The organism is Pelagibacterium luteolum (genome assembly GCF_900100665.1).
GTDB classification, from domain to species: Bacteria; Pseudomonadota; Alphaproteobacteria; order Rhizobiales; family Devosiaceae; genus Pelagibacterium; species Pelagibacterium luteolum.
The window spans coordinates 310,846-324,362 of record NZ_FNCS01000001.1 but is presented as its reverse complement, the minus strand read 5'-3'; the positions used below and the strand labels follow the sequence as shown (position 1 = coordinate 324,362).

14 protein-coding genes are annotated in these 13,517 nt (G+C 60.4%); 6 read left to right on the top strand and 8 right to left on the bottom strand.

Annotation, left to right across the window (positions count from 1 at the left end; translation table 11 throughout):
* Positions 1-2: 2 nt before the first annotated feature.
* The 6 genes from BLR31_RS01500 to BLR31_RS01475 all read left to right on the top strand — a co-directional run bounded on the left by BLR31_RS01500 (position 3) and on the right by BLR31_RS01475 (position 5,073).
* Positions 3-803, top strand: a complete 801-nt coding sequence (locus BLR31_RS01500) for a transporter substrate-binding domain-containing protein (RefSeq protein ID WP_090590263.1) — start codon at positions 3-5, stop codon at positions 801-803.
* A gap of 77 nt (positions 804-880) precedes the next feature.
* Complete coding sequence (locus BLR31_RS01495) at positions 881-1,642, top strand: amino acid ABC transporter ATP-binding protein (RefSeq protein ID WP_176762456.1); 762 nt, start codon at positions 881-883, stop codon at positions 1,640-1,642.
* 43 nt (positions 1,643-1,685) lie between these two features.
* Entirely contained in the window at positions 1,686-2,624 is a 939-nt protein-coding gene (locus BLR31_RS01490; RefSeq protein WP_090590254.1) for a 2-hydroxyacid dehydrogenase, read from the top strand.
* 57 nt (positions 2,625-2,681) lie between these two features.
* The gene (locus tag BLR31_RS01485; RefSeq protein WP_090590251.1) at positions 2,682-3,443 is read left to right on the top strand and encodes an SDR family NAD(P)-dependent oxidoreductase; all 762 of its coding nucleotides are present in this window, start codon (positions 2,682-2,684) and stop codon (positions 3,441-3,443) included.
* Between the two features lie 10 nt (positions 3,444-3,453).
* Positions 3,454-4,185 (top strand): SDR family oxidoreductase, encoded by a 732-nt coding sequence (locus BLR31_RS01480; protein ID WP_090591991.1) that lies wholly within the window; start codon positions 3,454-3,456, stop codon positions 4,183-4,185.
* Between the two features lie 36 nt (positions 4,186-4,221).
* On the top strand, positions 4,222-5,073 hold the full coding sequence (locus BLR31_RS01475) for a fumarylacetoacetate hydrolase family protein (RefSeq protein WP_090590247.1): 852 nt from the start codon (positions 4,222-4,224) through the stop codon (positions 5,071-5,073).
* A 105-nt stretch (positions 5,074-5,178) separates the two neighbouring features.
* Here the strand turns inward: BLR31_RS01475 and BLR31_RS01470 are convergent, their stop codons facing one another.
* From BLR31_RS01470 to BLR31_RS01435, 8 genes are all read right to left on the bottom strand, one after another.
* Entirely contained in the window at positions 5,179-6,180 is a 1,002-nt protein-coding gene (locus BLR31_RS01470) for an Ldh family oxidoreductase (protein WP_090590243.1), read from the bottom strand.
* Entirely contained in the window at positions 6,177-7,214 is a 1,038-nt protein-coding gene (locus BLR31_RS01465; protein ID WP_090590240.1) for a trans-3-hydroxy-L-proline dehydratase, read from the bottom strand. Before BLR31_RS01465 ends, BLR31_RS01470 begins: the two co-directional genes overlap by 4 nt.
* Positions 7,215-7,223: 9 nt before the next feature.
* Complete coding sequence (gene lhpI, locus BLR31_RS01460) at positions 7,224-8,942, bottom strand: cis-3-hydroxy-L-proline dehydratase (protein WP_090590236.1); 1,719 nt, start codon at positions 8,940-8,942, stop codon at positions 7,224-7,226.
* Positions 8,939-9,940: a 4-hydroxyproline epimerase gene (locus BLR31_RS01455; protein ID WP_090590232.1), complete on the bottom strand. Its 1,002-nt coding sequence runs from the start codon at positions 9,938-9,940 to the stop codon at positions 8,939-8,941. The genes lhpI and BLR31_RS01455 overlap by 4 nt, the downstream gene beginning before the upstream one ends.
* A 3-nt stretch (positions 9,941-9,943) precedes the next feature.
* Positions 9,944-11,191, bottom strand: a complete 1,248-nt coding sequence (locus BLR31_RS01450) for an NAD(P)/FAD-dependent oxidoreductase (RefSeq protein WP_090590228.1) — start codon at positions 11,189-11,191, stop codon at positions 9,944-9,946.
* A gap of 138 nt (positions 11,192-11,329) precedes the next feature.
* On the bottom strand, positions 11,330-12,052 hold the full coding sequence (locus tag BLR31_RS01445) for an amino acid ABC transporter ATP-binding protein (protein ID WP_090590225.1): 723 nt from the start codon (positions 12,050-12,052) through the stop codon (positions 11,330-11,332).
* Positions 12,045-12,701, bottom strand: coding sequence for an amino acid ABC transporter permease (locus tag BLR31_RS01440; RefSeq protein WP_090590221.1), 657 nt, complete (start codon positions 12,699-12,701; stop codon positions 12,045-12,047). Before BLR31_RS01440 ends, BLR31_RS01445 begins: the two co-directional genes overlap by 8 nt.
* Before the next feature lie 14 nt (positions 12,702-12,715).
* Positions 12,716-13,441 (bottom strand): amino acid ABC transporter permease, encoded by a 726-nt coding sequence (locus tag BLR31_RS01435; protein WP_090590217.1) that lies wholly within the window; start codon positions 13,439-13,441, stop codon positions 12,716-12,718.
* Positions 13,442-13,517 lie beyond the last annotated feature (76 nt).

Sequence of the window (13,517 nt, the reverse complement as noted above, 5' to 3'; positions counted from 1 at the left end):
AAATGAAAACATGCAAAACTGTTCTGGCTCTGGCGGGCGCCGCGGCGCTGGCGGTGGGGTTTGTGGCGGGGCCGGTCGCGGCCCAGACGCCGGACGAAATCCAGTCGCGTGGGACGGTCAATATCGGCCTTCTCGTCGACTTTCCACCGTTCGGCATCCTCGATGAAGCGGGAAATCCCGATGGATATGACGCCGACGTGGCTCGGCTTCTGGCCGACGACATGGGCGTAGAGCTCAATCTTGTCCCTGTGACCGGTCCGAACCGCATTCCTTATCTGGTCTCCAATCAGGTCGATATTCTCGTTGCTTCGCTGGGCATCACTCCAGAACGCGCCGAGCAGGTGGACTTTTCCGAGCCATATGCCGGTATCGAAATCTTCGTATTCGGAGACGCTGGTCTCGATGTGAGCGGGCCGGAAGGGCTTTCAGGCCAGAATATTGCCGTTGCCCGCGCTTCGACACAGGATACCGCAATCACCGAAATCGCACCGGCCGATGCCAATATCCAGCGTTTCGACGATGACGCGACGGCGGTTCAGGCGCTGCTGTCTGGCCAGACCCCGCTGATGGGCGGCTCAAACGTTGTGATCAGTCAGATCGAGGCTATGGCGCCTGATCGTTTCGATACCAAGTTCTCGCTGCGTCAGCAGAGCCAGGCGATTGCCGTGCGTCCTGGCAGCGATGAGTTGCTTGACTACATCAACGACTTCCTGACGCGCGTCAAAGCCGATGGCTCCATCAACGCGTTGCACGAAGAATGGGTGGGCGGTCCGTTGCCTGAGTTCGTCGTCTCGGGCGACTAAGTAGACATAGCTAAGTTGAGCTTAGGGCCGGGCAGTGAACCTTTGCCCCAAGCTCAAGTGCCAGAAAGGGCATGGAAATGGTCGTTACCGCTCAAAACATTGATGGCAATGCAGCTGTGAAGATGGCCGGTGTCGAAAAGTGGTACGGCGAATTTCATGCCCTCAAATCCATCGACCTGACGGTCGCGCGCGGCGAGAAGATCGTCGTGTGCGGCCCGTCAGGGTCGGGTAAATCGACGCTGATCCGCTGTATCAACCAGCTCGAAACGGTTCAGGACGGGACGATCACCGTCGACGGGATTGAATTGACCGCCGGGCCGAAAAACGTCGAGAAAATCCGCCGCGACGTCGGGATGGTGTTCCAGCAGTTCAATCTGTTTCCGCATATGACGGTTCTGGAAAACTGCATGCTCGCGCCAATCAAGGTACGCGGCGTGTCGAAAGACGAGGCGGAAAAGACAGCGCGCACATATCTCGAGCGCGTGCGCATCCCCGAGCAGGCGGAAAAATATCCAGCGCAGCTTTCGGGTGGGCAGCAGCAACGTGTGGCGATCGCGCGAGCCCTGTGCATGAACCCGAAAATCATGCTGTTCGATGAGCCGACATCGGCGCTCGATCCAGAAATGGTCAACGAGGTGCTCGACACAATGATCGATCTGGCGAGCGAGGGAATGACCATGCTTGTTGTTACCCACGAGATGGGCTTTGCCCGCAAGGTTGCTGACCGGGTGATCTTCATGGACAAGGGCGAAATTGTCGAGGTTGGCGAGCCCGAGAGCTTCTTCTCCAATCCGCAGAACGAGCGCACCAGAACCTTCCTGGGACAGATTAGTCACTAGTCCCCAATCTGACATCCTCGACCAACATTTTTAGAGGCATCTAATGGCCGAACCAATCCTGACATTTGATACTCTGATCGAGCCAATCGGCTCGCAAATGGCTGAGCGTTATGAGCTGATTTCGGCCGACGATGCTAAAGCACAAGAGCGGCTCGGAGATTTTCGCGTGGCGCTAACCAATGGCGGATTGGGAATCGAAGCCGCATGGATCGAAAAGCTGCCCAAACTCGAATTGATTGCGGTTAATGGGGTCGGCACGGATCAGATCGATCTCGATTTGTGTGCCGCGCGGCGCATCCATGTGGCGACGACGCTTGGGGTGTTGACCGACGATGTGGCTGACATGGCACTGGGGCTCACCCTCGCAGTGCTACGCGATCTCGGGCGCGGTCAGGATTTCGTGCGCTCGGGCGAGTGGGCTGAGGGCAAGACGCTGCCATTGGGGCGCTCGCTCAAGGGCAAGAGGATCGGTATTGTCGGACTGGGCGCCATTGGGCGGGCGATCGGGGAGCGCGCGCAGGCGTTCAAGATGGATATCGGCTTCTGGAACCGGAGCGAAAAATCGGTTGCCGGCTGGACGACGTTTTCGACCCCCGTCGCATTGGCCGAATGGGCAGATGTGCTGGTTGTGGCGGTTGCAGCAACTGGCGAAACCCAAGGATTGATCGACACAAGCGTGCTCGAAGCGCTGGGTCGGGACGGGTTTGTGGTCAATATAGCGCGTGGGAGCGTTATAGACGAAGTCGCGCTGCTCGACGCGCTGGAAGCCAGATCGATTGCCGGCGCTGGGCTTGATGTTTTTCTGAACGAGCCAAGGATCGACCCGCGGTTCGCCAAGCTCGACAATGTCTTTCTTGTGCCGCACGTGGGCAGTGCGACGATCGAGACCCGTACCGCCATGGCGCAGTTGGTGAAAGACAATGTCGATGCTTACCTTGCCGGCCAGGAGCCGCCGACGTCGATTACCGCAAAGCACTTCTAGAGCTTTGAGATTGCTGCCGGTCCAGCTAAGCTCGGGATGACAGGCGGGGAGGCGTAGATGGGCGATCGCTTTGGATCGTTGGCGGGAAAGCGAGTGCTCTATACGGGTGCTGCCGGTGGACTTGGCCTGCCCACGACGCTTAAGTTGCTCGACGCCGGTGCCCAGGTTGTGGTGCTGGACAACGATCCGAGTAAGGTCGCTCAACTCAGAACGGCCGCCCATGAGCGCGAGGGATTGGATGTTGTTGTGTGCGACCTGTCCGATCTGAACGGCCTGCGAAAGTCGCTCGATACGCTGACGGCGCAGGGTGATGGGTTCGACATCGTCATCAACAATGCCGCGATATATCCTTCCAAGCCGTTCGAAGAGTTCACTCTCGACGAGATGCAATTGGTTCACAGAATCAATGTTGAGGCGGCAATCGTCTGCGTTATGGCGGCGCTGCCGGCCATGAGGGCCAAAGGCTGGGGTCGGATCGTCAACGTCTCGTCGATCACAGTTGCGGGCGCGTGGGACAATCTTGTGCCCTATGTCCAAAGCAAGATGGCGTTGGTCGGGCTAGCTAGAGGATGGGCGCGCGAGTTCGGCGTATATGGGATCACTGCCAATGCGTTGGCCCCTGGCGCGTTCCCTACCGATGCGGAGGCGATCCATCCCGATCGGGAAGCCTATGAAAAACGTATCATTGACAGCCAAGCCATCAAGCGCCGGGGTCGACCCGACGACATTGCCAACGCGCTGATGTTCTTGTGCTCGGATGCATCTGCGTTCATTACCGGACAGACGCTAAATGTCGACGGCGGCTGGATCATGAAATAGGGAAGTGATGATGGCGGATATAGCGGGCAAGACTTGTCTGATCACGGCAGCGGCGCAGGGCATCGGGCGAGCGTCCGCGTTGGCGTTTGCAGCTGCCGGTGCGCGCGTCATCGCAACCGACATCAACGCTAGATTGCTCCTCGAACTCGATGGAGAGGCCGATATCGAAACACGTGTGCTGGACGTGCTTTCGACCGAGGCGATTTCTGCACTCGTTGATGATATCGGCGCGGTCGACATATTGTTTAACTGCGCCGGGGTGGTTCATGGCGGTACTGTGCTGGAGGCAAGCGAGGCCGACATCGACTTTGCGTTTGAACTAAATTTCAAAGCCCAGATGCGAACCATAAAGGCCGTGCTGCCAGGAATGTTGGAGCGCGGGGACGGGGCGATCATCAATATGAGTTCGGTGGCATCGTCGGTGACGGGCGTGCCCAATCGGTTCGCCTATACGGCCTCCAAGGCTGCAGTAATCGGGCTGACCAAGTCGGTGGCATCTGATTTCGTTGGTCGGGGTATTCGCTGCAATGCGATTGCGCCTGGGACCGTCGACAGCCCCTCACTTCAGGACCGATTGCGGGCGACTGGAGACTATGATGCGGCGCGTGCCGCGTTCGTCGCCCGCCAGCCGATCGGCCGGCTCGGAACCGCCGAAGAGATTGCCGACCTTGCCGTCTATCTCGCCGGTGCAACCTACACCACCGGGCAGGTTTATGTCATCGACGGCGGCTGGACGACCTAGCGTGCCCAGAAATCGAACACAGGAGACAAGAAGACTATGAAGCTCATGAGGGTCGGGCCAAAGGGCGCCGAAAAGCCGGCGGTGCTGCATTCGGATGGCACGATAAGGGATCTGTCTGGTCTGATCGAGGATGTAGCGGGAGAAGCGCTGACGCCCGAAGGGTTAGAGAAGATCGCCGCGACAGACTTATCCGCATTGCCGGAACTCGACACTTCCAACCGGATCGGTCCGTGCGTGGGACGGGTCGGAAAGTTCATTTGCGTGGGGCTCAACTATGCCGACCATGCCGCCGAGAGCGGGCTTGACGTACCCAAGGAGCCGGTGCTGTTCATGAAGGCGACCAGCGCGATCTGTGGACCGAATGATGACGTGATCATTCCCAAAAATTCTAGCCAGACCGATTGGGAGGTCGAACTGGGCGTGGTCATCGGCAAGGAGGCCCGATACGTCGACGAGGCTAATGCGCTTGAACATGTGGTGGGCTATTGCGTCGTCAACGATCTCTCGGAGCGCGAATTCCAGACCAAGCGGTCAGGCCAATGGGTAAAGGGCAAGTCCGCTGATACGTTCGGCCCCATCGGTCCTTATTTGGTGACCAAGGATGAAATTGCCGATCCGCAGAATCTCGCTATGTGGCTAGAGGTTGATGGACACCGCTATCAAAATGGCTCGACCAAGACGATGGTGTTTGGCGTGGCTCATGTCGTCAGCTACATCTCGCAGTTCATGAGCCTGCAACCGGGAGATATCATCACCACCGGGACGCCCCCGGGCGTTGGCATGGGGATCAAGCCTGAACCTGTCTATCTCAAGCCGGGGCAGACCATGCGACTGGGTATCGAAGGGCTAGGTGAGCAGACACAGAAAACCGTTGCCTGGAACAGGTAGCGTAAACGACCGGGCGCCATTCAGCGTTGTAGAACGGATGGCACCATCGCTTCACATGGGCCGGAGGCGATCGATCCTCGCCCCGGCCAGTGCGTTTTGCAGCAGCTAAAGCTGGCTGAGTCCCGCGAGTTCCTCTGGCGTGATCGGTATCCCGTTACGATCAGTTTCGAGCCTTGTCCGATGTCGGTGCTCCCCAGGCAGACGGGTTACGCCTGCAGACTTCATCTGGTCGACAAGGACTTCCGCCCGATGGCCAAAGGGTGCGCCGCCTGAGTGCTTGGCGTTGATCAAAATGATCAATTGTCCTGTGTGTGGTGTAGCTGCGCCAGCATGGCCAGACCAGTCGAATTCAAACGAATAATGGCCGCCGGTGAGCGCGGCTCCCAAGAGTTCCACCATCATCGAAATGGATGAGCCCTTGTGGCCACCAAACGGGAGCAGTGCACCGCCGTTGAGGATCTTCTTGGGATCTTGTGTGGGAAGACCGGCGTCATCGAGACCCGATCCTTCCGGCAGGAGACGATTTTCGCGGGCAGCGATCTGGACGTCGCCATTCGCCATTGATGAGGTCGCCATATCGAAAACGAGTGGCGTGCCCGATGCCGTCGGCACTGCAAATGCAATGGGATTGGTGCCGAAGACGGCGGAATGGCCGCCATGGGGCACTGTGCAGGCAAAGGAATTGACCATCGAAAGCGCTAGAAAACCTTGTTCTGCAAAGGGTTCGAGATCGGGCCACAGCGCGCTCAAATGGTGCGAGTGCCGAATGGCAAGAAGAGCAATTCCGTTCTTAAGTGTCTTTTCGACGAGCACATCGCGAGCCATAGCAAGCGCGGGTTGTGCAAAGCCGTTTCGTGCATCGACGCGGAGAAAGGCGGGGGCGACGTCCTCGATCACCGGTATCGCCTTGCCGTCGACCCAGCCGGTACTGAGCGAGTCCACATAACCCCTCATGCGGAATATGCCGTGGCTCGTTGCACCGTCTCGCTCGCAGAGCGCGCAATTTATCGCCAGGATTTGTGCCACTTCTTCACTGGTGCCGTAGCGGAGAAAAATCGGCTTGAGTAGGGCAACCAGATCTACGAACGCTATACGAGTCTGGCTCATGAAATACTCCGCGACGGCCAGGTGTCGGCGATGCGGTAGCCGCCGGGCCAGGGGTCGGTGGGATCGAGCATCAATTGTTTGGTTTCGGTGACCCACCCGCGCCCGGAAATCGAGGGGATAATGGCGGGGGTGCCATTGAGGTCGGTGGTCGCCTCAATGCGGCAGTCAAAGCGGCTGTCGATGATCGAAACGCCAGTGAAGTCTTCCCCGACTGCCAACTCGCCACGGGCGTGAAGGACCGCCATGCGTGCCGAGCAACCGGTTCCGGTAGGGGAACGGTCTAGCTTGCCCGGTTCGATGGCGACGGTGTTGCGGCCAGTCTTTCTGCCATCGGTTATCTCAACGGGGGCTGTGAACTGGCAAAAGGATATGTGGGACCAATCGGGATTGGTGGGATGGGTGAAGCCGAGCTGTTCGGTGGCGGCACGGGTGATCTTCATGCCGGTTTCGGCCAAGTCCTTGGCCTCGTCAGGGGAGAGGGAGAAACCAAGAGATTTGGCATCGACGAGGACGAAACTGTCGCCGCCATAGGCCGTATCGACGGTTAGGGTCCCGATGCCTTCGACTTCGATCCTGGCGTCGAGCTTTTGGGCAAAGCTCGGGTGATTAGTGACGCGGATGGAGATGGCTTTGCCGTCCTTGCAGGTGGCGACGACGTCAACGAGGCCGCCGGGCGCCTCGAGAGTGAAGCGGGTTTCGGGCTCGATCATTTCGATGATGCCTGTATCGAGAAGAACCGTCGAGACACAGATTGAGTTGGAGCCGGACATCGGCGGCGTATGGATCGGCTCCATGATGATCCAGCCCATGGCGGCCTTGGGATTTTTGGGGGGAACGAGCAGGTTGACGTGGCGGAAGAGGCCGCCGCGTGGTTCGTTGAGGACGAAGTTGCGTAAGGTTTGGTCTCTGGCGATCCAGCGGGACTGCTCCCAGATGGTATCGCCCGGCGGGGGCGCTACGCCGCCGACGATCACGTCGCCCACTTCGCCCTCGGCGTGACAGCCCACGATGTGGATGATTTTTGAGGTACGCATGGTAGGTCCTTAAGAGAGGGAAGGGGCGCTCGCGTCGGGGCCTTGCAACCAGGATGGCAGGCGCTGGGGGGCGTGGGCGGTGAGGGCAGCGGTGATGCAGTCGGACAAGCTGGCGAGGCGGACGGCTCGGCCGGAGAGCCCGGGGCCGTAATGGGCGTATTTGCCGGAATCGGTGAGGACGGTTTTGGTAGAGGGTGGGAAGACCGGTTCGGAAATCGAGCACCAGCAGAGGTCGGAGATCACTGTTACACCGCTCGAAGTGAGCCGTGCGATGGTGCCGTCAGCTTCGAGGTCGCGCTTTGTTGCGGGACCGATCGTCAGGATGACGGCGACGTCCCTGTTAACGCGGCGAGCATCAAGCGCATCTGCGATGGTGCGGGCCTCAGTCACCGAAGCATGGGGGCTTCCGAAGGCGACGAGGTCGATCCGTTCGGGGCCTGTATTGAGCTTTAGCCAAGTTGCGGTCATGAGGGCGCGGTCGATTTTCTGACACGGGGTGTCGGGAGCGACGGCTGTGGCGGCTTCCGGAGTTATGTCCTCGATATGGAGCATGGGCGCCGCCGAGGTGGTGCCGAAGGCGGCGCAGAGAGCCTTGAGGTCATCGGGGCTGGGATTGGCTGGAGCGAGTCCGGTGAGAAACGGGATGCGGTCGGGGGCGAGTTGGCCGGCGATATAGCCGATCAGCGGCCAGACGGCGCTGTCGGGATTTTCGGGTAGATCGATATCGAGGACGAGACGCGCCTTGCGGTGGGCATCGAGATAGACGCCGGACAGCGGGGCGCGGCCGGTGATGGCGATGCAGAGGTCGAGGAAATCTGGGTGTTTTGCGGTGCGGGCACCGAGGATGGAATTGGCGAAAATTACCGCATTGGATTCCGACCAGCCGATGGCGTCACCGGACTTCGGGGTGGTGTCGAGAAGATAGGGGGCGCAGGTGAAAGTCGGGGCGCAGCCCATTTCCACATAGGCGTCGGCAAGGCGCTGGGCGGGGAGGCCGAAGGCTTCGGGGGTCCCCTGGGCGCGCCAGTGTTCATGATCGACCGAGATGGCATTCATGGTAGTGGGGATTTTTACTTTGCCGCCGAGATCGGCCATTTTGCGGGCGAATGTGAGGTTGGCGGGGCTGGCGTAGATGCAGCCATCGATATGGGCCTGGGTGACCTCGATCAGGCGGACGGCGCCCTGCTGGACGGCCATGGCGCAGAGGATGCGCATGGCCTGGGCCGGAGCGGGGCCGTCCGCGCCATCGAGCACAGCCTGATCGGCGGCTGTGAGTTCGAGGGCGGTGTCCCGAGGCCTGGTGAGGGGGATGGTGAGGCCATCGGCAATGATGGTGGATTGGGTGATCGTGGCGGATTGGGCGTGCGACAGCGCCGCAAAGGCTTCGGGCGTGGCGCGAAGGACGGGAAGGGCGTGGCCGAAGATCTCGGCGACGAGGGCGCCGAGGGTCAGGACGTCTTCAGTTTCGCGGAAAATGAGAGCGGCGGGGGCGCGGGAATTGAGCGCGAGGTTGAGGAGCACGCCAGAGCCCGTGCATGAGCCACGAGACGAGGGCATCAGCAGAATTTTGCCCGTGACCGATTGGCCGTGCAGGGGATGGTGGATATCGATGATCGTTCCCGTAGCCGGATCGACGCCGCCCCAAAAGCTTAGGGCCTCGGGGCTGGCGAGGATGGCGCCGGATGCGGTGCCGGGCAGGATGGTGCTGGCGGCGAGCGGCGAGGTCATGTGACGATGAAGCCGTGGGCGAAGGGGTCGCGGTCGTCGATGAAAATCGTGTTGAACCCGGTCTGGCGAGCCCATCCGGCCACTGAAGGAATGATGGCGGGTTTACCGGCGATGGTCACTTCGTCTTCGACACGGCCCGAAAACATCGAGCCGATGATCGACTCATGGATAAAATCGTCGCCCTTCTTTAGCTTCCCTTTGGCGTGCCACTGCGCCATGCGAGCCGAGGTGCCGGTGCCGCAGGGGGAGCGGTCAATGGCCTTGTCGCCGTAGAACACCGCGTTGCGGGCCGTTGCTTGGGGTTGGGTCGGCCTGCCAGTCCAAAGGATATGGGAAAGGCCGTTGATGGCGGGGTTCCCGGGGTGCTCGAAGGTGTATTTTGCATTGAGCGCCGCCCGGAGCGCCGGGCTCCAGCGGAGGAGGTCTCCGGCGGTATGGTCGGCGATGTCGGAGAAGGCGGGCTGGGGATCAACAATGGCGTAGAAATTGCCGCCATAAGCGACATCGACTGTGACCTCGCCAAGTCCGTCGACATGGGTCGAGACGTTTTCCGAATGGAGAAAGGCGGGGACGTTGGTCAAACGCACTTCCTCGACGTAATCTCCGACTTGCTTATAGGTCGCGACAACGAGACCGGCGGGGGTGTCAAGCCGTACTGTTCCCGGGTTCTTGGGTGTGACCAGTCCCTGCTCGATCATCATGGTAACCGTGCCGATGGTGCCGTGGCCACACATGGGCAGGCATCCCGAGGTTTCGATGAACAATATCGCCGTGTCGCAATCCTCGCGGGTGGGTGGGTAGAGGATCGAGCCCGACATCATGTCGTGACCGCGTGGCTCGAACATGAGGCCGAGGCGAATCCAGTCGTACTCGGCCAGAAAGTGCGCGCGCTTTTCGAGCATGGTCTCGCCCTCGAGGCGCGGGCCGCCGCCGGCGACAAGCCGCACGGGATTGCCGCAGGTGTGACCATCGATGCAGAAGAACGTGTGGCTGGACATTGTCTAAAAGCGCTCCGGGGCGAAGGGCGAAAGGTCGATGGATGCCGGATTGCCTAGCGCCAGATCGAAGGCCATGCGCGCGGTGGCGGCCGCCTGAGTGAGGCCAAGATGGCCGTGGCCGAAGGCGTAGATGACGCGGCTGGCTTTGGGCGCGCGACCGATGACGGGGAGAGAATCCGGGGTTGAGGGCCGGAAGCCCATCCACTGCTTGCCGTTATCGGTTTTGAGGCCGGGGAGTAGGCGGGAAGCTTTTTTGACCATGATATCAGAGCGGCGGAAATCGGGGGGCCGGTCGAGACCCGCCAGTTCGACAGCGCCGCCGACGCGCACGCCATTGTCGAGCGGGCTGACGACGAAACCATCGGAGGCGATCACCAACTGGCGGCGGATATCGAAGGCGGTCTTAGGGAAAGTGGTGTTGTAGCCACGCTCGGTTTCGAGCGGGATCTTGTCGCCGAGTTTTTGCGCGAGGCGATGCGACCAGGCGCCGGCGGCGACCACTACGTTGTTGGCCGTGACAGTACGGGTGGGGCCGAGCGCAATGGAGACGCCGGTATCGGTCTGGGCGAGATCGGTCACTTCGGCGATCTCGAAGCGGGCGCCCATCTCGACAGCGGCACGGCCAATCGCGGTGGCGACGTCGAAGGGGTCGGAGACGGTTTGCCAACCGGGAACGAAAACGCCATGCGTGACTGAGTGCCCCAGACCGGGCTGAAGATCTGCGAGCCGGGTGCCGGTTACGGTTTCGAAATCGATGCCATGGTGGGCGCGATTGTCCCAAACCGATTTTGCGGCATCGAAGGACGACTGACCCTCGTAGAGCGTGAGCGCGCCGTCGTGGCGGATGAGGTCGGCGATGCCGGCGTCGGCGTAGAGCAGCTCGGTTTCCGCGCGTGCGAGATCCATCAGTGCTGTCTGGGCACGCGTCGCGGCCTTGATCCTGTCGGGCATGGCCGCGCGGAAAAAGCGGACAAGCCAGGGCGCAATCGTGGGTGCATAGCCAAGCGGCAGCGAGAGGGGGCCGAGTGGATCGAAGAACCAGCGCGGAGCTTTGAATATGATGCCAGGTGACGCGAGCGGTTCAATATCGGCAAAGGCCAAAGCGCCCGCATTGCCGCGACTGGTTTCCTCGGCCATGCCCTTGCGATCGATAATCAACACGGACTGGCCGGTCTGGGCGAGACGAAAGGCAATCGAGAGGCCGATGATGCCGGCGCCGATGACGCAATGATCGTAATGTGGGTGCGCCACTTGAGCGTGACTCCGAAGTCAATGGAAGGGGCGGGGACGATGTCCCTGCCCTGAGGCAATAATCAGGCGGCGCGATCGCGGCGGTTGCAGCACATAATTTTGATGAATGTGATCGTCATACAAAGCATGCTCGGCTCACTAGAGAACGGACTGGAGAAACGCCGCGGTTTCGGGACGTTCGGGGGATTCGAAGAGCTGGCTGGGCGAACCGATCTCATGGATCAGACCGTCCTTGAAAAACGCGACGCGGTTGGAGACTTCGCGGGCGAAACCCATTTCGTGGGTGACCACGATCATCGTCATTCCTTCTTTGGCCAGAAGCCGCATCGTATCGAGCACTTCGCCCACAAGCTGAGGATCGAGCGCGGAGGTCACTTCGTCGAACAGCATGTATTTGGGCTCCATGGCGAGCGCCCGGGCGATCGCCATGCGCTGCTGCTGGCCGCCCGAGAGCTTGCCGGGATAGACCTTGAGCTTGTCGCCCAGCCCCACATGGTTGAGCTGCTTCTTGGCGATCTCGTCGGCTTCGGCCTTCGACTTCCCCAGCACCTTGCGCAGGGCGAGAGTGGTGTTTTCGAGCACCGTCAAATGTGGGAAGGCGTTCCACTGCTGGAAGACGATGCCGATGTTGCGGCGCAGCTTGTTGAGGTCGGTGCCCTTGGCGTGCACCTCGGTGCCATCGACGGTGATCTTGCCGGCGTTAATGGGTTCGAGGCCGTTGATGCACATGAGCATCGTTGATTTGCCCGAGCCTGAACCGCCGATTACCGAGACCACTTCGCCCTTTTCGACGGCCATCGAGACGCCCTTGAGGACCTCGAAGCTGTCGAAGGATTTTCTGACGTTGTCGATTTCAATCATTTTCGCGCCATTTCTTTTCCAGGTGAGCGCCGAGGCGGGAGACCGGGAAGCTCACGATGAAGTAGATCAGACCCGCAATGGCCAGGATGAGCAATGCTTCGTGGGGCTTGCGGGTGATGATGATTTGCGAGGAGCGCAGCAGCTCGATGACGCCGATGGCGTAAACGAGCGCAGTGTCCTTCATGACGCCCAAGGTCAGCCCGATCCATGAGGGGAGCATGACACGGGTGCCGAGCGGGAGAACGATATAGGCCATGTCCTGGGCCCAGTTCATGCCGAGCGAGCGAGCTGCGCGGCGCGTTGTGACGGGCACCGCTTGGATGCCGCCGCGCACGATTTCGGTGCAGAAGGCCGAGGTGTAGGCGGCGAGAACGACGCAGCCCACAACGAACGGGTTCATGCCCCAGCCGGCGATCGACTGAAAGGAGTTGAAGAGGATGAACTGGATGAGCAGCGGTACTGAGCGCAAAACATCGAGAACGGCGCCCATGGGATAGTTCACATACCATGGCGAGTGGGACCGGATCAGCCCGAAGACGATGCCCAGCAACGTGCCGCCGAGCATAGCCCAGAAGGTGATGGCCAGGGTCAGGCCCGCACCGGTCATCATGAATGTGATGTCGCCCCAGGTAACGGAGGTTCCAAGCATTGTCTTGTCCTCCCCTAATACCTGAACAGTCGCCAGGCGATGAGCCTCGCGCCGCCGGTCACGATCTTGGCGATGACGTAATAAATTGCGGCGGCGAGCGCAAAAAACTCAAAAGTCCTGAAGGTGCGGGCGTTGAGCTCCTGAGTGACGCCGGTCAGATCGATGTTAAGTCCAACGAAAATGCCCACCGAGGTCATCAGAATTGCCCAAACCATTTGGTTGGTCATGGGGTGGAAGACAGCACGGAACATCTGGGGCAACACGATCAGCCGGAACGCGTCAAAGGCGCCAAAGCCGAGCGAGCGGGCGGCGCGCGTCTGGGTGGCCGGCACGGCGCGCAGACCGCCGCGGAATGTCTCGGCGAGATAGCCTGCATTATTGAAGGCGATGCCGACGAGAACGGCCCAATAAGAATCGAGATAGAAGATATTGATGCCCAGGGCACGGAAATCGATGCCGAACAGCCCCGCTACGAGCTGGAGCACGGCTGGGATGCCGAAATAGATCATATAGACCTGAAACAGCGCCGGCGTGTTGCGGGCGACTTCGATCCAGACATTGGCAAACCAGCGCAAAGGCGCGATGGACGATTGCTTGGCCAGCGCCAGCGGCACGCCAATGGCGATGCCGATGATCATCGATAGCACGGCGATCTGGAGCGTAATTAGCGCCCCGTCGATCATCTGCGGCAGCGCTTGGAAAGCCTGGTTCCAGTGGAACGTGTAGTTGATGTTGAGCATCAGAGGTCTTCCCGGGTTTCTCGCATGCCGGCACTAGGCTGGCCGGGAAAGCAGGAGGCGGGCACCCTGAGTTTGG